The sequence below is a fragment of the Microbispora sp. CA-102843 genome, assembly GCF_050936215.1.
In the GTDB taxonomy this organism is placed as follows: domain Bacteria; phylum Actinomycetota; class Actinomycetes; order Streptosporangiales; family Streptosporangiaceae; genus Microbispora.
Map to the genome: position 1 here is coordinate 2,278,699 of NZ_JBNJNF010000001.1, position 19,207 is coordinate 2,297,905.

The 19,207-nt window shown below is 70.4% G+C and carries 15 protein-coding genes; 11 read left to right on the forward strand and 4 right to left on the reverse strand.

The genetic code is table 11. The annotated features are described in order from the left end of the window. Positions 1–121: 121 nt before the first annotated feature. Positions 122–1,009, reverse strand: a complete 888-nt coding sequence (locus ACQEVJ_RS10640) for a hypothetical protein (RefSeq protein WP_433099673.1) — start codon at positions 1,007–1,009, stop codon at positions 122–124. 89 nt (positions 1,010–1,098) lie between these two features. After that, on the reverse strand, positions 1,099–1,335 hold the full coding sequence (locus ACQEVJ_RS10645; RefSeq protein ID WP_433099675.1) for a hypothetical protein: 237 nt from the start codon (positions 1,333–1,335) through the stop codon (positions 1,099–1,101). 158 nt (positions 1,336–1,493) lie between these two features. On the opposite strand from ACQEVJ_RS10645, the gene ACQEVJ_RS10650 reads away from it, so the two are divergent. The 5 genes from ACQEVJ_RS10650 to ACQEVJ_RS10670 all read left to right on the forward strand — a co-directional run bounded on the left by ACQEVJ_RS10650 (position 1,494) and on the right by ACQEVJ_RS10670 (position 10,091). After that, positions 1,494–3,776 carry a TIM-barrel domain-containing protein gene (locus ACQEVJ_RS10650; protein ID WP_433099677.1) on the forward strand — a complete coding sequence of 761 codons (2,283 nt, stop codon included), beginning with the start codon at positions 1,494–1,496 and terminating at the stop codon, positions 3,774–3,776. A gap of 23 nt (positions 3,777–3,799) precedes the next feature. Then, the gene (locus tag ACQEVJ_RS10655; RefSeq protein ID WP_433099679.1) at positions 3,800–5,119 is read left to right on the forward strand and encodes an ABC transporter substrate-binding protein; all 1,320 of its coding nucleotides are present in this window, start codon (positions 3,800–3,802) and stop codon (positions 5,117–5,119) included. A 261-nt stretch (positions 5,120–5,380) separates the two neighbouring features. Beyond that, positions 5,381–6,283: a carbohydrate ABC transporter permease gene (locus tag ACQEVJ_RS10660; RefSeq protein ID WP_433099681.1), complete on the forward strand. Its 903-nt coding sequence runs from the start codon at positions 5,381–5,383 to the stop codon at positions 6,281–6,283. After that, on the forward strand, positions 6,280–7,119 hold the full coding sequence (locus tag ACQEVJ_RS10665; RefSeq protein WP_433099683.1) for a carbohydrate ABC transporter permease: 840 nt from the start codon (positions 6,280–6,282) through the stop codon (positions 7,117–7,119). Before ACQEVJ_RS10660 ends, ACQEVJ_RS10665 begins: the two co-directional genes overlap by 4 nt. Before the next feature lie 41 nt (positions 7,120–7,160). After that, positions 7,161–10,091, forward strand: a complete 2,931-nt coding sequence (locus ACQEVJ_RS10670; protein ID WP_433099685.1) for a glycoside hydrolase family 3 C-terminal domain-containing protein — start codon at positions 7,161–7,163, stop codon at positions 10,089–10,091. Between the two features lie 114 nt (positions 10,092–10,205). Here ACQEVJ_RS10670 and ACQEVJ_RS10675 read toward each other — a convergent pair whose 3' ends face one another. After that, positions 10,206–10,580: a hypothetical protein gene (locus ACQEVJ_RS10675; protein ID WP_433099687.1), complete on the reverse strand. Its 375-nt coding sequence runs from the start codon at positions 10,578–10,580 to the stop codon at positions 10,206–10,208. 185 nt (positions 10,581–10,765) lie between these two features. Here ACQEVJ_RS10675 and ACQEVJ_RS10680 point away from each other — a divergent pair, with 185 nt between their 5' ends. The 4 genes from ACQEVJ_RS10680 (at position 10,766) to ACQEVJ_RS10695 (ending at position 16,151) form a co-directional block, all read left to right on the forward strand. Continuing rightward, positions 10,766–12,280 carry a serine/threonine-protein kinase gene (locus tag ACQEVJ_RS10680; protein WP_433099689.1) on the forward strand — a complete coding sequence of 505 codons (1,515 nt, stop codon included), beginning with the start codon at positions 10,766–10,768 and terminating at the stop codon, positions 12,278–12,280. 2 nt (positions 12,281–12,282) lie between these two features. After that, complete coding sequence (locus ACQEVJ_RS10685) at positions 12,283–13,665, forward strand: serine/threonine-protein kinase (protein ID WP_433099691.1); 1,383 nt, start codon at positions 12,283–12,285, stop codon at positions 13,663–13,665. A 789-nt stretch (positions 13,666–14,454) separates the two neighbouring features. Then, a complete protein-coding gene (locus tag ACQEVJ_RS10690) occupies positions 14,455–15,831 on the forward strand; it encodes a hypothetical protein (protein ID WP_433099693.1) in 1,377 nt (458 codons plus the stop codon). A gap of 65 nt (positions 15,832–15,896) precedes the next feature. Beyond that, positions 15,897–16,151 carry a hypothetical protein gene (locus ACQEVJ_RS10695; RefSeq protein WP_357045726.1) on the forward strand — a complete coding sequence of 85 codons (255 nt, stop codon included), beginning with the start codon at positions 15,897–15,899 and terminating at the stop codon, positions 16,149–16,151. Between the two features lie 72 nt (positions 16,152–16,223). Here ACQEVJ_RS10695 and ACQEVJ_RS10700 read toward each other — a convergent pair whose 3' ends face one another. Beyond that, positions 16,224–16,571, reverse strand: a complete 348-nt coding sequence (locus ACQEVJ_RS10700) for a hypothetical protein (RefSeq protein ID WP_433099695.1) — start codon at positions 16,569–16,571, stop codon at positions 16,224–16,226. Between the two features lie 349 nt (positions 16,572–16,920). Here ACQEVJ_RS10700 and ACQEVJ_RS10705 point away from each other — a divergent pair, with 349 nt between their 5' ends. Next, entirely contained in the window at positions 16,921–18,132 is a 1,212-nt protein-coding gene (locus ACQEVJ_RS10705; protein ID WP_433099697.1) for an ROK family protein, read from the forward strand. A 150-nt stretch (positions 18,133–18,282) separates the two neighbouring features. Beyond that, the gene (locus tag ACQEVJ_RS10710) at positions 18,283–19,185 is read left to right on the forward strand and encodes a hypothetical protein (RefSeq protein ID WP_433099699.1); all 903 of its coding nucleotides are present in this window, start codon (positions 18,283–18,285) and stop codon (positions 19,183–19,185) included. Positions 19,186–19,207 lie beyond the last annotated feature (22 nt).

The window sequence follows — 19,207 nt, forward strand, 5'->3', positions numbered from 1 at the left end:
GGGCCGTCTCGCGGGGTGTAACCCCCCCGGGCGGCCCGCCCCGGCATACAGGCCGGGCCGCAAGCCACGACGACGGGACGGTCTGAAGATCTTCCGGCGCCGAGTCGGTCAGCGGCCAGTACTACTCGGTGAACAGCTCCTCGACTGAGCTGACGACGGCGACCTTGCGGATCCAGCTCTTCAGCTGGTCCAGGTCGTGGCACCGGCGGATGCGCTGATGTGCGTCGTCGGAGACATCCAGGCCGCGGGCGTCCAGTACGGTGAGGATCGCCTCGATCTCGCCTTCCGCTCGGCCCTCCTCGCGTCCTTCCGCGCGCCCCTTGTCCAGCCAGTGGGAGAAGTACTTCTCTCCGAGGTATTCGAAGTCCTGAATGGTGGTCACCATCTCCTCCAGACGCTTGGCCGTCACTTCCGGTAGCGAGCTGAACACGTAGCTCAAATATATCCTCGCTCGATCCTGATCCAGGGAGCACAACCCCGCCAGCATCGCCTCCAGCACCGGCTCGTCGTCGGCCTCGTCGGGGTGTGCCACGGCCGAGAGCACCGCGAGTTCCGGGCAGGCGCGGGCCTGGTCGGGGTCGGTGATCAGGGGCATGCGGCTCGGGTCGATCGCCAGCGGCGTGACGGCGCCGTTCGGGCCAAGCCGGATGGTCCTCTCGCACCAGCGGGCCATCGACCGATTCGGGCAGATGACCAGCAGTGCGGTGTCGCACTTGTGCTGCGACCGCAATGTCGTGACGTAGACCGGCCAGCTGAACCGCTTGCCGGAATCTCTGGCGAGTTGCACCTCCACGATGACGGCCATCAGCGCAGTTCCGGTCTCGTTTCGGAGCACGACGACCGAATCGGCCCGGAACTCGATCGGCGCCTGGGTGCAGTCGACCGTCTCCAGGCGGGCGGTCGCATGCGGCGGGATGTCGACCCCTGGCACGCGACGCAGCAGCTCCAGGGTGGTCTCGGGCCGGTTGCGGATGAGTTCGAGCGGCATCTCGTGATCGAAACCAGGCATGGCGGAGACATTACTGACTGTTGTCAGGCAATTACCGTGAGTTCGGGAAAGTGGCGGTGATTGGCGGTCATTAAGGGGCGCGGATCGGCTCAGTGTTCGGGGATGGCTTCCCATTCGCGGCAGGGACTGAGTGAGTGATGCTGATAGATGACGCCCACGGCGGGGCGGGACCAGCCGAGTGCGAGGGCGTCGCCCTCCGCGTGCGGGAGCGGCTCGCCGAGGTCGGCGGCGGTGACGGGCTGACCGCCCGGGCCGCAGACACACTCCGGGCTGCCCTCGTGGTCGATCACGTCGTCGAGCGGCATCACGTGCACGAACCTGTCCATGTCACCTACCTAGACGGGGGATTGCGGTCACATTACCCCAGGCAGGCATCAATCGGAATAACTTGGACAAATCCGGAGCAGCTCCGACCCATTGACCTTTGTTGGGATGGACGGCAAACTAACTCCACAATCGCTGGATGAGCCGATGGAGTGCCGCAATGCCGTACCGTCCCCCATTGATCGCGCGCGAGTTCTTCGTGGCGGATCCTCCCGAGCTTCCGGTACGCGAGCCGGGCGAGGAGGGCCTGTCCGCGCTGACCAGCGCGGAGGTGGTGGCCTCCGACGGGCAGGGCGTGACGCTCAAGGGCTCCACCTCGGCGGAGGAGACGCTCGTCGTGCAGATCACGGTCGCGGGTGAGGGGGTGATCCGGGTGCGCCTGTCGGAGGATCCCGACGCGCGCACCCGGTCCTCCCGCGCGATCTCGATGGTCACCCCCGGTGAGTACGGCGAGGCCGTCGTGGAGGCGAGTCACAGCCGCGTGGTGGTCGACGCCGGGTCGCTGCGGGCCGAGGTGCGGCTGAACCCCTGGAACCTGCGCTTCACCGACCGGGCCGGCCGGACGCTGGTGGAGCAGGACCCGGGCCATCCCGACATCAGCGGCCGGCTGCGCACACTGCCGTTCGGCCGTTCCACGGTGGACGGCGCCCCCGTCGCCTACCACGACACGTTCGTGGCCCCGGCCGACGAGGCGTTCGGCGGCTTCGGCGAGTCGTTCACGCCGCTCGACAAGCGCGGCCAGCGCCCGCTCATGTGGAACTTCGACGCGTTCGGCGCCGAGTCGCAGCGCGCGTACAAGAACGTGCCCTTCTATCTGTCCAGCAGGGGGTACGGCATCTGCGTCGACAGCGGCACGCCGGTCGAGTTCGACATGTGCCAGTCCACCCACAGCGCCGTGCAGATCATCGTGCCCGACGACCTCATCGACTACTACGTGATCGCGGGACCGACCCCCGCCGAGGTCCTGGACCGGTTCGACGGGCTGACCTGCCGGCCGGAGCTGCCGCCGAAGTGGGCGTTCGGCACCTGGATCTCCTCGGGCTTCTTCAGGGACAGCCAGGAGCGCGTGCTGGAGCGCGCCAGGAAGATCAGGGAGCGGGGCATCCCCTGCGACGTGCTCCACCTCGACTGCTACTGGCAGGCGGACGGGCACTGGTCCGACCTCCAGTGGGACCCCGAGACCTTCCCCGACCCGGCGGGCATGCTCGCCACGCTCAAGGAGCAGGGCTTCCAGGTCTGCCTCTGGATGAACTCCTACATCTCGCACCTCAGCCCGGCCTTCCCCGAGGCGGCGGAGAAGGGCTACTTCCTCAAGCGGCCCGACGGCGAGACGTACGTCGCCGACACCTGGCACGGCTCCTACCCCGCCTGCGGCATCGTGGACTTCACCAACCCCGAGGCAGTGGAGTGGTTCAAGGGACTGCTGCGCGACCGCCTGCGCGAGGGCGTGGCGGCGTTCAAGACCGACTTCGCCGAGGGCGTCCCCGCCGACGCCGTGGCCTTCAACGGCATGACCGGCACCGAACTGCACAACGTCTACACGCTGCTGTTCAACGACATCGTCGCGGAGGCGACCCGCGAGGTGAACGGGCACACCCTGGTCTGGGCGCGCTCGTCCTACCTCGGCGGCCAGCGCCACTCGGCCCAGTGGAGCGGCGACGTCGACACCACCTACTCCGCGATGGGCAGCACGATCAGGGGCGGGCTGTCGCATGGCCTTTCCGGCATCCCCTTCTGGAGCCACGACGCGGGCGGGTTCACCGGCAGGCCCAGCCCGGACCTCTACATCCGCTGGTCGCAGTTCGCCGCGCTGTCCCCGCTCGTACGGTTCCACGGCACGACCACCCGGGAGCCCTGGGAGTTCCCGCCGCACGCCGAGCAGGGCGCGATCGAGGCACTGCGGCTGCGGTATCGGCTCATGCCGTACATCTACTCGGCGGCCGTCACCGCGGCCGAGACGGGCGCGCCGATGCTGCGCGCCCTGTGCGTCGACTACCCGGACGACCCGGTGGCCTGGCAGGCGGACCTGGAGTACCTTCTCGGCACCGACCTGCTCGTCGCGCCGATGACCTCCGCCGACGGCACCCGCAAGGTCTACCTGCCCTCGGGGGTGTGGGTGGACTACTGGACGGGTGAGGCCGTCGACGGCGGGCGTTACGTCACGGTGTCGCCGCCGCTCGACCAGATCCCCCTGTTCGTACGGCACGGCTCGCTGATCCCGGTCACCGAGCCGGGCGACACGGTGGCCGACGACCCCCGGGTCTCACTGCTCGCCTTCGGCCTGCCGGAGGGCGAGAGCCGTACGACGATCAGGGACCTGGACGGGGACACGACGGTCACGGCGGTGCGGGACGGCGACAGGCTGGTCGTCACCGCCGAGGGCCCCAAGCAGATCGACGGCGTCGAGTTCGTCGGCCCCGGCGCCCCGGTCGTCATCAACTAGACAAACCCCCCTGGAGAAAGACCATGTTCAGAGTAGGCAGGAGCGCGGCGGTGGCGGCACTGGCCGCGGCCGCACTGGCGCTCAGTGCGTGCGGTGGATCCTCCGATAAATCCGAGGGCGGCAGCGGCGGCGGCTCCGCCGAGGGCAAGACCCTCACCCTCTGGCACTACGAGACCGGCAACAGCGCCATGGGCACCGCCTGGGCCGAGGCGATGAAGGAGTTCGAGGCGAGCCACCCCGGCGTCAAGGTGAAGTTCGAGGAGAAGGGCTTCGAGCAGATCCAGAAGACGGCGTCCATGGTCCTCAACTCCGACGAGGCGCCCGACATCATGGAGTACAACAAGGGCAACGCGACGGCCGGTCAGCTGTCCAAGCAGGGCCTGCTCACCGACCTGACGGAGGAGGCCACCAAGCGCGGCTGGGACAAGCTGCTCAGCCCGTCGCTGCAGACCACCGCGAAGTATGACGAGCGGGGCATCATGGGCTCGGGCAAGTGGTTCGGCGTGCCGAACTACGGCGAGTACGTGATGGTCTATTACAACAAGGACATGTTCGACAAGGCGGGCGTCAAGGTGCCCACCACGTTCGACGAGTTCACCGCCGCGCTCGACGCGTTCGCGAAGAAGGGCACCACCCCGATCGCGATGGCGGGCGCCGAGTACCCCGCCCAGCAGCTGTTCTACCTGCTCGCGCTGAACAAGGCCAACCGCGCCTGGATCGACTCCTTCGAGCTCTACAAGGGCAAGGTCGACTTCCACGGTCCCGAGTTCACCTACGCGGCCCAGACCTTCTCCGACTGGGTGAAGAAGGGGTACATCAGCAAGGACTCGGCCGGCATGAAGGCCGAGGACATGGGTGTGGCGTTCATCGGCGGCAAGTTCCCGATCATGGTCTCGGGCAGCTGGTGGTTCGGCCGGCTGGCCGAGGAGATCAAGGACTTCAAATGGGGCTCGTTCCTGTGGCCCGGCCAGTTCGCCCCGGGCTCCAGCGGCAACCTGTGGGTCGTGCCCGAGAAGTCCGAGAACAAGGAGCTCGCCTACGACTTCATCGACATCACGATGAAGAAGGAGATCCAGAACCTGCTCGGCAACTCGGGCGGCGTCCCGGTCGCGGCCGACCCGTCGGCGATCACCGACACGCAGAATAAGGAGCTGATCGAGAACTTCAACAAGCTCTCGACGCAGGACGGCCTGGCCTTCTACCCTGACTGGCCGGCTCCCGGCTACTACGACGTGCTCGTCGCGGGCGTCCAGGAACTGATCAACGGCGACAAGAAGCCCGAGGAGGTCCTGGACGAGATCGCCCAGCCGTACAACGACAACCTGGCCGACATCGGCAACTAGTGCGCCGTCCACAAACGAGCATCGGGATCGAGGGAGCGGAGCGGAAGGGAGCGAGGACCGGAGCGAAGGCCCAGCGAAGCGGGCTTCGCGAGGACCGCAGGTTCCTTCCGGCGCAGTGACCGACCCGGCCAAGGTTCGTGGACATCCCGCTAGGCAGAGGGTGGGTCCCCGGGCATGGGGACCCACTTTTCCCTCCGACCCCGGCGGCGGGGCTGCCTGACCGGTCCCCGCCGCCGGGCCCCCTTCTGGAAAGGTCTCCACATGGCACCACCCGGCGCGGGCACGGCGCGCCCGCGCGGGAGGGGCGGCTACTGGCTCTACCTGGTTCCGAGCCTGGTGCTGTTCCTCGCGATCATCGTCGTCCCGTTCCTGATGAACGTGGCGACGAGCTTCACCCGCTGGTCCGGCGTCGGCACCCCCACCTGGATCGGGCTCGACAACTACACCAAGCTGTTCAAGGACGAGCGTTTCTGGGCGTCCTTCCAGCACAACGTCGCACTGATCGTCGCGATGGCCGTGGTGCCGACGATCATCGGCCTGGTGCTCGCCGCCGCGCTGTTCGACTACATCGCCAAGCGGTTCGGCGGGCGTACGGCCTCGGCCCTGCGCGCGGCGTTCTACCTGCCGCAGGTGCTGCCCGTCGCGGTGGCCGGCGTGGTCTGGGGCTGGATGCTCCACCCGTCGTACGGCGCGGTGAGCCAGATCTTCGGGCTCAAGGTCAACTGGCTGGGCGACCCCGACATCGCGCTGGCGACGGTCATGGCGATCATGGTGTGGTTCCAGCTCGGCTACCCGGTCGTCATCTTCATGGCCGGGCTCCAGCGGGTCGACCCCTCGCTGTACGAGGCGGCCGAGATCGACGGCGCCTCATGGTGGCGCAGGTTCTGGCACATCACGATCCCGCAGATCCGGCCGGAGATCTTCGTGGTGCTGCTGACCTGCACGATCGCGGCGCTCAAGGTGTTCGGGCCGATCTTCGTGCTCACCAGGGGAGGACCCGGCTCCGCGACCATGGTGCCGTCGTACTTCTCCTACCTGAACTTCTTCCAGAAGGTCAACGTCGGGTACGGCTCGGCGATCGCGACCGTGCTCGCCCTGATCATCGTCGTGGTGACCTTCCTCTTCCTGCGGGTCCAGGAGCGTGACCAGGAGAGTGAATCGTGACCACCGATCGCCACTTCCGCCAGCCGGGACGGTGGGCCGTGCTCGCGGCACTGGTCGTGCTCGCGGTCGTGATGCTCTTCCCCTTCGTCATCGTCACGCTCAACGCGTTCAAGTCCCCGGCCGAATACTCCTCGGGCGGCCCGCTGAGCCTGCCCCACGGGCTCTACCTTGACGGGATCGTCACCTTCTGGGATCGCGTCGACTTCGGCCTGAAGCTCTGGAACAGCCTCCTGATCAGCGGCGTCGTCGCGGTCGCCGCGGTGGTGCTGTCGGTGCTCAACGCGTACGCGCTGGGCATCGGCAAGGTCCGCGGCCGGCTGTGGATCCTCGTGCTCTTCCTGGTCGCCAACACGCTGCCACAGGAGGCGCTGGTCTACCCGCTCTACTACCTGTCCAAGGAGGTGGGGCTGTACGACTCGAAGCTCGCCGTCATCCTGATCTTCACGGTGATCCAGGCGGCCTTCGGGACCTACCTGCTCTCGTCGGTGCTCGGGCAGTTCCCCCGGGGGATCCTGGAGGCGGCCGAGCTCGACGGCGCCGGCAGGTGGCGGACGCTGTGGGGCATCGTCGTGCCCATCAGCCGACCGACCCTCGCGGTGCTGCTCATCTTCTTCTTCATCTGGACGTGGAACGAGTTCTTCCTGCCGATGGTGTTCCTCATCTCCAACGACAACCAGACCGTGCCGGTCGCCCTGGGCGTCCTGCAGGGCGAGAAGATGATGGACGCCACCATGTCCAGCGCGTCCGCGCTGCTCGGGATCATCCCGGCCGTGGCCTTCTTCCTGATCTTCCAGCGCACGCTGACCCGTGGCATCACGGTCGGCGCCATCAAGTAACACCCCCCTAGTAACGCGTCACTACCTGACCTGGAGGCGCAATGTCCCATCGCCGTTCGGCGATGCTGTCCGCGTCGGCCGCCCTGGCTCTGGCACTGAGCCTGGGCGCCGGCCCCGCGAGGGCGGCCGACGACTATCCGTTCCGCAATCCGTCGCTGCCGCTCGCCCAGCGCATCGACGACCTGCTCGGCCGGCTCACGCTGGACGAGAAGGTCGCGATGCTGCACCAGTACGCCCCCGCGATCGACCGTCTCGGCATCAAGATGTTCAAGACGGGCACCGAGGCGCTGCACGGCGTCGCCTGGTCGACCGACTACACCGACAACGGCGCCGTGGTCACGGCCAAGGGCACCGTCTTCCCCCAGGCGGTCGGCCTGGCCAGCACCTGGGACACCGCCCTGATCAAGCGGGTCGGCTCCGCCGTCGGCGACGAGGCCCGCGGCCACCACGCCGAGAACCCCACCGTGTGGGGGCTCAACCTCTGGGCGCCCGTGGTCAACCTGCTGCGCGACCCCCGCTGGGGACGCAACGAGGAGGGCTACTCGGAGGACCCGGCACTGACCGGCGCCATCTCCACCGCGTACGGCTCGGGCCTGGAGGGCGACGACCCCGACCACCTGAAGACGGCGCCCACGCTGAAGCACTACCTGGCAAACAACAACGAGGTCACCCGCGACACCTCGTCGTCGGAGCTGCCGCCGCGGGTGAAGCACGAGTACGACGAGGCGGCCTTCAAGCCGGCCATCGAGGCGGACGCGGCGACCGGCGTGATGGCGTCGTACAACCTCGTCAACGGCCGGCCGAACACGGTCAACCCCGACCTGAACGACGCGGTCCGCTCCTGGACCGGCCGGACGCTGTTCAACGTCACCGACGCCGGCGCGCCGAACAACCTGGTCAACTCCGAGAAGTACTACGCCACCCAGGCCGAGGCCGACGCCGCGCTGATCAAGGCGGGGCTTGACAGCTTCACCGTGGACGACACCAACGGCGGTCCGACCGTGACGGCCGTCAAGGAGGCGCTGTCGAAGGGGCTGCTCAGCGAGTCGGACGTGAACGACGCCGTCCGGCACCAGCTCAGCATCCGCTTCCGGCTCGGCGAGTTCGACCCCGACGGCGGGCCGTACGCGAAGATCACCAAGGACGTGGTCAACAGCCCGGCGAACCAGAAGCTGGCCCGCGAGACCGCGGCCAAGGCGATGGTGCTGCTGAAGAACTCCGGCGGCGCGCTGCCGCTGAAGCCCGGCAAGAAGGTCGCCGTGGTCGGCCCGCTGGCCAACGTGCTCTACACCGACTGGTATTCGGGCAGCCTGCCGTACAAGGTGACCCCGCTCGACGGGATCAAGGAGCGGGCGGCGTCGGTGGCCTCCTCGGAGGGCGTCGACCGCATCGCGCTGAAGGACGTCGCCACCGGGAAGTACATCAGCGCTCCCGCGGCCGGCGGCGACCTCAAGGAGAGCGCCACCTCGGTCGGCGACACCTCGACGTTCGACGCGTTCGACTGGGGTCAGGGCGTGCTGACGCTGCGCAGCGTGGCCAACGGCAAGTACGTCAGCCGGGCCAACTGGTCCACGCTGGCCAACACCGCCGACCAGCCGTCCGGCTGGTTCGTGCAGGAGCAGTTCACGCTGGAGCAGCAGTCCGACGGCACCTCCCTGCTGCGGTACGCCGGCTACGAGACGGCCTACGACTGGTTCGGGCCGAACAAGTACGTCAAGGCGGCGGCCGACGGCACGCTCAGCCTCACCACGGCCGACCAGGCCACGCACTACGCCAAGGAGGTCGTCTCCCGCGGCGTGGACGACGCCGTGACCAAGGCCAAGGCCGCCGACGTGGCGGTCGTCGTGGTCGGCAGCATGCCGTTCATCAACGGCCGCGAGGACCACGACCGCACCGACATGAACCTCGCCGCGGGCCAGGAGGCGCTGGTCAAGGCCGTGAAGGCGGCCAACCCGAACACGGTGGTGGTGCTGGAGAACAGCTACCCGACCACGATCAACTGGGAGCAGGACAACGTCCCGGCCATCCTGTGGACCACCCACGCGGGCGCCGAGACCGGGCACGCCCTCGCCGACGTGCTGTACGGCGACGTCAACCCGGCCGGCCGGCTCACGCAGACGTGGTACCGGTCGGCCGACGAGCTGCCGGGCATCCTCGACTACGACATCGTCAAGAAGGACCGGACGTACCTGTACTACCAGGGCAAGCCGCTCTACCCGTTCGGGTACGGCCTGTCGTACACCTCGTTCTCCTACCAGGGGCTGAAGGCGGTGCCGAAGGGCGACGCGTACGAGGTCTCGGTGAAGGTGACCAACACCGGCTCCCGGGCCGGCGACGAGGTCGTGCAGCTCTACACCCACCAGCAGCGCTCGCGGGTGAAGCAGCCGGTCAAGCAGCTTCGCGCGTTCCAGCGGGTGACGCTGGCGCCGGGGCAGACGAAGACGGTCGCCTTCAGCGTCAAGAAGAGCGATCTCGCGCTATGGGACGTCACGCGGAACAAGTGGGCCGTCGAGAACGCGACCCACGACGTGCTCGTGGGGTCGTCCTCGGCCAACATCCGCCAGCGGGCGACGATCAACGTCAAGGGTGAGAACATCCCGCACCGCGACCTGTCGAAGACCACCCGGGCCGTCGACTTCGACGACTACTCGGGCATTCACCTGGTCGACGAGACCAAGGTCCGCGGCGACGCGGTGGCGGGCGCGAACGGCGGCTGGATCGCGTTCAAGGACGTCCAGCTCCGCAAGCCCCGCACGGTGACGGCCGGGGTGGCCTCCACGGGCGGCGGGACCGTCGAGGTGCGCCTCGGCTCGCCGAACGGCGCCAAGGTGGCCACGATCCCGGTCGCCGCGACCGGCGGGATCTACTCCTGGGCCACCGCGTCCGCTCCCGTGTCCGGCGCGAACGGCGTGAAGGACGTCTACCTGGTCTTCACCGGCGACGTCCGGATCAAGGACCTCGGCTTGAGCTGAGGCGTCGAGTGAGGGCCGAGTGAGAACGGCGGACGCCCCGCGCGTATGCGCGCGGGGCGTTCCGCTTGTGCGGGTTCAGGCCGGCGTGACGATCGGGAGCGGGCGGCGGCGCGTTCACCACCTGGTGCCCGCGCCGGGGCGGTGGAACCACGCATTCTGGCGGGTGTTGCAGACGCGGGGCCGCCGCTTGCAGAAATTGCCCTGGGAGTTGCTGGCGCCGCTCACGCTTATGGTGGCCTGCTGCAGGCCGGTTCCGTTCTTCAGACTGCCGAACGCCAGGTAGTTCCTGATGTTCCTGCCGCTGCCCACGTTGATGCTGGACCGGTTGGCGTTGATGTCGCCGCCCTGCCCGCCGCCCGATCCCCAGCCGTGGGAGGTCGGCGCCGTGGTCGCGGATGCCGCGGACCAGGGGACCGCCGGCACCGCGATCGTGAGCACGGCCGCCGCGGCGAGCCCGGCCACGCGGGTGAGCGCTGCATGACACACCATCTCCGCTGGCTCCGCTCCCTCTGACGACGTGGCCTGACCGGCGACGAATGGGATACCCCGATCGGCCGTGTCCTCCCCGGCTCACGGTGATCCGCGCCGTACCGGTTACCGGTTCTTTGTCGGGCGGTGAGGCCGGTTCCGTGCGCGGCGGGCGTATCGATCACGCTTTCGCTATTCTCCCCGATATGGCCGAATCGCTGAGGGGGACGCTGGCCTCGCGATACCACCTGGTGCGCCCGCTGGGCTCCGGCGGCATGGGCACGGTGTGGCTGGCCAGGGACTCCGTGCTCGACCGCGAGGTGGCGCTCAAGGAACTGCGCCTCCCGGACGGCTTCGGCGAGCGCGAGCGGGCCGAGCTGATCGCCAGGGTCATGCGCGAGGCCGAGGTCACCGCGCGCGTCCGGCATCCCGGGATCGTCGCGCTCCACGACGTGCTCCTCCAGGACGGCAGGCCGTGGATCGTCATGGAGCTGCTCCACGGCCACGATCTCGCCCGGCAGATCGCCGCGTACGGGCCGCTACCGTACCGGCAGGTGGCGGACCTCGGCGCCCGCCTGCTCGACGCGCTGTCGGCCACGCACGCGGTGGGCGTGCAGCACCGGGACGTCAAGCCGGGCAACGTCTTCCTCTCCGCCGACGGGCGGGTGCTCCTCACGGACTTCGGCATCGCCCGCCCGGCCGACCAGGCGTCCATCACCGAGGCCGGCCTGCTGGTCGGCTCACCGGGATTCATCGCGCCGGAACGGCTCGCGGGCGAGCCCGGCGGCCCGGCCGCCGACCTGTGGTCGCTCGCCGCCACCCTCTACACGGCCGTCGAGGGCGTCGCCCCCTACCAGGGCTCGCATTCCGAGGTGATCCGGGCGACCCTCACCCAGGCTCCTCGTCCGCCGGTGCTCGCGGGGCCGCTCGGCCCGCTGCTGACGTGGATGATGGCGCGCGAGCCGGGCGCCCGCCCGGACGCGGCGACCGCGCTCACGCTGCTGCGCCAGGTGGCCGACGGCGGCACGCCGGACCTGGATCGCCGGCACGGCCTCCGGGTCGAGCCGCCGAAGCGGCGTCCCCGCTGGTGGTACGCGGCCGGGGCCGTCGCCGTGGCGGCCGTCTCGATCGCCGCGACGGCGGTCGTGTTCTCCGTCAGGGCAGGCGAACCGAGCGACGACCCCGTACGCCGGGTCTCGCCCACCTTCGACAAGGCCGTGGACCTGTGCCGGTCGCTGCCGGCCGACGAGGTGCGGCGGATCCTGGGCGCTGCGCCGAAGGCCCGGCCGGGGGAGGCGAGCTGCCAGTGGACCGTCAAGGGCGGCGGCGTCGAGCTGAGCGCCGAGACCGACTCCGACACCCCCGAGCCGTGGGGGCTCGACACGGCCTCGGCGCACACGCTCATGGAGGGGCTGCGCAGGCAGTACGCGTCCGGGCCGCGTGACGTGAGCTGGCTCTGGTACGAGATCGGCCTCGACAGCAGGACCCCGGCCATCGAGACGGCTGGGCGGGAGACGCCGGATGTGGGCGACGAGGCGTTCGCCGTCGACCTCACCACGCCGGAGGGCAGGGCACAGGCCGTCTACGTGTACTTCAGGCTCGGCGACCTCGTCCTCCGGCTCCGGTACGCCGATCTCGACGTGAGCTCCCCGACCGCTCTGCGGGACCGCGCGGTCACGGCGGCGGCGTCGGCGGCCGAGGGCCTGAGGGGGCTGGGCTAGCCGTGGACCTGCTCGCCGGACGGTACCGCCTCGCCGAACCGCTCGGCGAGGGCGGCGGCGGCACGGTCTGGCGAGCCCACGACGAGCTGCTGCGCCGGGAGGTGGCGATCAAGCAGATGCGCGTCCCGCCGGACCTGGACGACCGGCAGCGCGCCGACTTCCTCGGCAGAGCCGTCGAGGAGGCTCGGGCGGCCGGGCGGCTCACCCACCCGTCCATCGTGACGGTCCACGACGTCGTGGGGCACGCCGGGCAGCCCTGGATCGTCATGGACCTGGTGGAGGGCCGCTCCCTCGACAAGATCATCCGGGAGGACGGGCCGCTCGCCTCGGAACGCGTGGCCGAGATCGGGCTGGCCGTGCTCGACGCGCTGGAGACGGCCCACGCCCGGGGCGTCCTGCACCGCGACGTCAAACCGGCCAACGTCCTCATCGGCCCGGACGGCCGCGCCCTGCTCACCGACTTCGGGATCGCCGCGCCGCTCGGCGGCGCAGGTCACTCCTGGCAGAGCTCGGCGGGCTCGCCCAACTACATGGCCCCGGAACGGTTCCGCGACGAGCCGGACGGCCCGCCCTCCGACCTGTGGTCCCTCGGGGCCACGCTCTACACCGCCGTCGAGGGGGAGCCGCCCTTCCACCGGAGCATGGCCGCCGCGCTCGTCGCCGCCGTCCTGCTCCACGAGCCCAGGCCGATGACTCGGGCCTCGCGGGTGCTCGCGTGGATCGTGCTCGCCCTGCTCGACAAGGATCCGGCGCGGCGTCCGCCGCCCGAGGTCGTACGGCAGGCCCTGCGGGCCGCCGCCGCGCCGCCCGCCCCCGCTCCCGCCGGCCGGCCCGCCGGAAGGTGGCGCTTCGTCGTGGTGGCGGCCCTGGTGGTCGTGGTCGGCCTCGCGGCGGGCCTGGGAGCCTGGCTTCTCATTCCCGGGAAACAGGGCGGCTCGGGGCGGTTCGCCGCCGCACCCGACGCCTGCCGCAGCCTGACCCAGGAGCAGATCCGCGACCTCCTCGGCGCCACGCCACGTGGGGAACCCGCCGCCGAGGGGCGATGCGCGTGGAAGGAGCACACCACCGGCCACGACGGGACGATCACGGTTGGATACCGGTTGCCGGCCGATGGGGAAGGGGAGGCGGCGGCCTCCCGCGACCTCGCGGCGGAGCGGGCCGCGCGGGGCGCCGCCGCCCGCGACCGGCCCGGCATCGCCGACGAGGCCTTCACCTCTGACTCCTCCGACCCCGCCGCCGGGACCACCGGGGCCACGGTCTGGTTCCGCCTCAGCAATCTCATCGTCGAGGTCGCCTATCGGCGCGCCGGTGACCCCTCGGTCACCCCGGCCGATCGGCGCACGGCCGAGCGCGCCGCCGAACTCGTCGGCATCGGGCTCGGGTGACCTCCCGCTCTGCATCTGTAGGAGACCCCCATGACCAGCGGTGACGACGCCCCCGTCGAGCCCGGCGAGACGCCTCCCCGGGACGACCGTCCCCAGCAGGGCATGCCGCCGTACCCGCCGCAGGGCCACCCCCGCCCGGGAGTTCCGCCCTACCCGCCCCCGTACGGCCCGCCGCCCGGTGCCCAGCCCAATGACCAGCCTGGCCCACAGCCCGGCGTCCAGTACGGCGCCCAGCCCGGACCCCCGCCCGGGATGCCCGCCGGTCAGCCGCCCCAGCCCGGCCCGTATCCCGGTTCGCAGCCTCAGCCGGGCGCGTATCCCGCCCCCCAGCCGGGTCCGTATCCCGGCCCGTATCCCGGGCCGCAGCCTCAGCCGAACGCGTACCCCGCCGGCCCCCAGCAGGGCCCATATCCCGGTTCTCCGCCCGGGCCGCAGGCTCAGCCGGGCGCGTACCCCGCCGGTCCCCAGCCCGGACCGCAGCCGCAGCCCGGCGCGTATCCGGGGGCCGCGCCCGCTGGTCAGCCGGCCCCGCAGCCGAATTTCGGCCCGTATCCCGGCGGGCAGGCCGGCCCGTACTCCCAGCCCGGCCAACCTCAGCCGAGTGAGCAGCCTGGCGCGTATCCGGGGGTGCCGGGTGGGCAGGGTTGGCCTCCGGCGGGGCCGCCGCCGCAGTCGCCTCAGTCGAATCCCTATCCCTATCCGCCGCCCGGTGGGCAGGGCGCTCCGCTATCTGGGCCGCAGGGGCAGGGCTGGCAGGCGGCGACGCCGCCTCCGCCCGAACTGTGGCAGATGCCGACCCAGCCTTCCGCCCCGGCGCGGCGGGGGTGGGTGCTGCCGGTGGTGGCGGTCGTCGCCGTGCTGGTGGTGGCAGGGGGGACGTTCGCGTTCATGACGCTGCGCCAGACGGGGACGCCCAGTAAGGCGGGTTCGACGGCGGCGGCGACGGCCAAGAAGTCGGCGTCGGCCGTGCCGGTGGCGGCGACCGCCGACGTGTGCTCGATGGTCGACCCCGACGAGGCCGAGCGCCTCGTGCCGGGGGCCACGATCGACTCCTCGACGAACGACAACCGCGGCGACAGCCTCGTCAGCTACGTCCGCTACACGTGCGGCTGGGTCAACCGGAACATCTCGTACAAGGACGTCACCCGCAGCCGCGAGATCACGGTCAACGTGTCCAAGTACGAGGCGCTCGGGACGACCACGGCGATGGAGGCGGCGAAGATCCAATACAAGGGTGAGCTCAGGCAGTACAGGTACGGCGCGACCCACTCGGACAAGGAGCACTACTACTCGGCGGCCCAGGAGTACCAGGGCATCGGGGACGAGGCGGCCGCGCAGTACCAGTGGACGCGGGAGGGGAAGCAGTACTGGTACTCCTTCGGCCAGGGAATCGGCCGGGTGGGCGACGTGGTCTTCCAGGTGAAGTTCGAGGCGAGCCAGAAGAAGAAGGAGTCCGATCTCCTGTCGACGGAGAGCACGCAGTCGATCAACGAGGAGAACGCCCTGCGGGAGGTGAAGGGCCTGCTCGGGCAGCTCGCGAAGTCGGTGACCGCCTGGCGTGCCGGCAATCCGCTGCCCTACCACGCGCGTCCCAAGCCGAGCCCGTCGCCGTCGCCCTCGCCCACCCGGATTCCGCTGCCCCGGGCCTGCGTGAGCCTCAAGACGCTGGCCGCCACCCTGGTGCCGGATACCGAGGGCGCGGCGGTGCGGAGCAAGGAGGGCAACTCGAACGTCAGCCAGTGCCAGTGGTGGAACGACAAGCTGCCGCTCGGCGGAGGCAAGGTGCGGTGGCGCAACCTGCGCGTCGCCGTCCACACCTTCTGGGACGCGGAGTCCGCCCGTTACTACCTCGTCGACCAGCGCTCGAAGACCAGGTTCACGGAGAGCAGCGAGATCGGCGGCATCCGGTGGGGCAAGGTCGAGAAGCTGCCCGGCTTCGGGCAGGACGCGTTCGGCCAGGCGATCCGGCAGCGCACCGACACGGCCCAGTCCAACCGGTACGAGATCTACGCGCTGGACGGCAAGAACGTCATATGGGTGCTGGTGTCCGGCAGCGACCGTCCGGAGAACACGCCGATCAACGCGTCCGACTCCGTGCTCATGGATCCGAAGGAGGCGGCCACCGGGGCCAAGTCCGTGGCCAAAGCCCTGCTCGGCGCCCTGTGAGCCGGTGTTCGCGCAGGTTTGCGCGGGTATTTCCCCTCTCGACCGTGAGTCGACGGGGGGAAACCATGGCTACCTGTGAAGTCTGCGGCAACGATTACGACATGGCCTTCGAGGTGCACACCCAGGGGGCGGTGCACGTCTTCGACAGCTTCGAGTGCGCCATCAGCCGGATGGCGCCCGTGTGCGAGCACTGCGGGTGCCGCATCGTGGGCCACGGCTCCGAGTTCGACGGCCGTTGGTTCTGCTGCGCGCACTGCGCCCGGGAAGCGGGTGCGACCAAAATTGTCGACAGAGAGGTCACGGGCGCCGTCGCCCGCTAGAGCGGACCACCTTGACGGTCGTGAGGGCCTCCGTGCGGGATTCACACCCGCGGGAGGCCCTCACGCTGTGCGTCAGGACTCGAACGCGACCAGGCGGATGATGAGGAACCCCTCGCCCTCGGGCTTCGGCGGCAGCGTGGTCCCCGGCACGGCCTCGAACACCTCGGGGTGCTCGTCCCTGGTCACCAGGCCGAACAAGTCGTCCGGCAGGGTCATGCCCAGCGCCACGGCACGCCTGGCTGCGGCGTAGAAACTGCCGCCCGCCTCCAGGTCGGCGGCGACCACCTCGGCCGCCGACCGGTCGGGCAGCCGGATGCGGGCGACCCGGGCCCGCTCCGGCCGGGCTGAGCGGGCCCGGAGATAGTCCTCGATCTCCCACACGAGCAACTCGCCGAGGTAATGCGATATGTCCCTCTTCACGGTGCCCAGACTCGCCTGTGGCAGTTGATTCCCGTTTGCACTCTGTTTGCCGCGACCGGCCGAGGGTCGCCGACCGCGGGTCCGCCGGCGCCCGCTCATCCCGTCCGGGTGCTTGCCCCTGGATTCACATGGCGCTCCACGGTAGTCTTTTAGTTAGTTCCTTAGCCAAACAAATGTCGGAGGAGCGAGTGCCACCAGGTTACCCGGGAGGCGCTGGGACCGGTGGTCGGTGCCAAGCCGGGCGCGGCGCGGCCCGCGCGTCCGTGCGTGCCACCATTCCGGCCGCCGTTGTCGTGTCAAATTGCTCGCAATTGCGGCATGATGAGCCCGAGCGGGAACGGGGCGGACATTGATCACATCGCACAACGGGCCACAGCCGGCCGACTTCACCGACGTACGGGCGACCAACCTCGCCGTCGTGCTGCGGTTCGTCCGGGAGAACGCGCCCTGCTCACGTGCCGACATCGCCGCCTCGACGGGCCTCAACAAGGCCACCGTTTCCAGCCTGGTCGCCGACCTCATCGACCGGCGCCTGCTGCGCGAGACCGGCCTGACCGAGCACCGCGTCGGCCGGCCCGCCACCATGCTCGTCCTGGACGGCTCGCCGTACGCCGCGATCGGCATCGAGGTCAACGTCGACTACATCACGGCGGTCGCGGTGGACCTCAAGGGTGAGGAACTGCTGAACTGGCGGCGGTCCTTCCCCGGCGGGACCTCGAGCGCGGGCCAGGCGGTCGTCGCCATGGCGGCGCTCGCCCGGCGGGTCGTCAGCCGGATGACCAAGGAGGCCCGCCAGGTGCTCGGCCTGACCGTGGCCGTGCCCGGACTGGTCGACGTCAACGGGATCGTCCGGGTCGCCCCCAACCTGGGCTGGCGCGACGCCGACCTCGCGGGCGACCTCACCAAGGCGCTGCGCGACCCCGGCTTCCCCGTGCTCGTGGACAACGACGCCAACCTCGCCGCCCTGGCGGAGCACCGGTTCGGGCCCCACCGCAACGCCGCCAACCTCGTCTACGTGACCGGTGAGGTCGGCGTGGGCGCGGGCATCGTCATGGACGGCCGGCTCAGGCGGGGCGGGCAGGGCTACAGCGGCGAGATCGGCCACATCGAGCTCGATCCCGCCGGGCCCACCTGCCGGTGCGGCCGGCGCGGCTGCCTGGAGGCCGTCGCCGGAGTCGGCGCGATCCTCGCCCACACGGCGCCCGACGCCTCGCCGTCCGAGCTCGAACTGGAGATCGACGAGGTCGTGCGGCGCGCCCGCAACGGCGAGCAGGACATCCTCGCGCTGCTGGAGGACGTGGGCCGCCACCTCGGCAGGGGCATGGCCGCCGTGGCCAACATGCTCAACCCGGAGGTCGTGATCCTCGGGGGCTACTACGTGCCGCTGGCGCCCTGGCTCGTCGGGTGCGCGGAGGAGGAGATGTACGGCAGGGTGCTCGCCCCCGGCGGGGGAGGCTGCCGGCTGGAGGTGTCCACGCTCGGCTACGGCGCCGCCGCGCTCGGAGCCGCAGCGCGAGTGCTCGACTCGGTCGACTCCGGCCGCCTGCCCGCGCAGCGCTGACCGTCTTCCCCGCTACTGTCCGGAACCGCCGGGCCGACCCATGCACCCGGCGCACCGTTCCCGGCGGCAGGGGTTCCGATATCGAGCGGCTGCGAACCAGCCCGGAACGCGAGGCGTCGAACAACGGCAACGTCGACGAATTGGAATGTGATGAACACTCGCCTGCTCTCCGCCGCCGCGCTCACGGCCGCACTGGTCGCTCCCGCGGCCGCCGCCGCTCCGGCCGAGGCCGCCGCCGCGCCGAAGCCTCTCACCGGGGTCGCCGTCTACCTGTCGTACGGCAAGGGTTACCCGGTCAGCCGTTACGAGCCCGGCAAGGGCTTCACGAAGCTGGGCGCCATGCCGATGACGGGCCAGTTCTCCGCGTCGCCGGACGGCAGGAAGCTCGCCTGGATCACCGACGCCGGGTATGTGCGGATCGGGGACGGCCGCACGGTCACGACCGCGGCCAAGGGCGCCGGGGCCGGAGCGCCGTGCCTCACCCCGGTCTGGTCGCCCGACTCCGCCCGGGTCGCGTACGTGGGGAAGGGCAACTCCGACGCCGGGACCGTCTCGGTCGTCGGCGCGGACGGCAAGGGCAGCCGGAAGGCGGGCACGACCCTCGGGGTCTGCCACCTCGCCTGGTCGGCCAACGGCCGCTACCTCGCCGGGTACGCCGGGACGACCGAGGGTGTGTACCGCCTCGACGTGCAGACCGGCAAGGCGATCAAGGTCAAGGGCGTCGGCCTCGCCAACCACGTGCAGAGCCTGTCGCCCGACGGCTCGAAGGTCGTCGTGGCGCCGCTGTCGCGGAACGCGCCGGGGGGCGACGGCTCCTGGCCGGGGGGCTTCCGCCCGGCCGTGGTCGACGTCGCCACCGGCAAGAAGGTCGCCGTCCCGGTGCAGGGCTCGCTCATCGGCGCCTTCTATCTGCGGGACGGCCGCCTGGTCGTCCGGGTCGCCGGGCGCACCGCCAACACCCTGGTCGTGCTCGACGGGAACGGCCGGCAGGTGCAGCGCCTGACCGAGCCCGCGGCGGCCAGGAAGCAGACGCTGCTGCAGATCGTCGGCTGACCTGAGCATCAGCAGGAAGGGC

Coding starts and splice junctions, on each gene's coding strand:
- ACQEVJ_RS10690 (WP_433099693.1), top strand. CDS start 14,455: ATGCCGACCCAGCCTTCCGCCCCGGCGCGGCGGGGGTGGGTGCTGCCG.
- ACQEVJ_RS10675 (WP_433099687.1), bottom strand. CDS start 10,580: ATGGTGTGTCATGCAGCGCTCACCCGCGTGGCCGGGCTCGCCGCGGCG.
- ACQEVJ_RS10655 (WP_433099679.1), top strand. CDS start 3,800: ATGTTCAGAGTAGGCAGGAGCGCGGCGGTGGCGGCACTGGCCGCGGCC.
- ACQEVJ_RS10695 (WP_357045726.1), top strand. CDS start 15,897: ATGGCTACCTGTGAAGTCTGCGGCAACGATTACGACATGGCCTTCGAG.
- ACQEVJ_RS10660 (WP_433099681.1), top strand. CDS start 5,381: ATGGCACCACCCGGCGCGGGCACGGCGCGCCCGCGCGGGAGGGGCGGC.
- ACQEVJ_RS10680 (WP_433099689.1), top strand. CDS start 10,766: ATGGCCGAATCGCTGAGGGGGACGCTGGCCTCGCGATACCACCTGGTG.
- ACQEVJ_RS10645 (WP_433099675.1), bottom strand. CDS start 1,335: ATGGACAGGTTCGTGCACGTGATGCCGCTCGACGACGTGATCGACCAC.
- ACQEVJ_RS10710 (WP_433099699.1), top strand. CDS start 18,283: ATGAACACTCGCCTGCTCTCCGCCGCCGCGCTCACGGCCGCACTGGTC.
- ACQEVJ_RS10650 (WP_433099677.1), top strand. CDS start 1,494: ATGCCGTACCGTCCCCCATTGATCGCGCGCGAGTTCTTCGTGGCGGAT.
- ACQEVJ_RS10670 (WP_433099685.1), top strand. CDS start 7,161: ATGTCCCATCGCCGTTCGGCGATGCTGTCCGCGTCGGCCGCCCTGGCT.
- ACQEVJ_RS10640 (WP_433099673.1), bottom strand. CDS start 1,009: ATGCCTGGTTTCGATCACGAGATGCCGCTCGAACTCATCCGCAACCGG.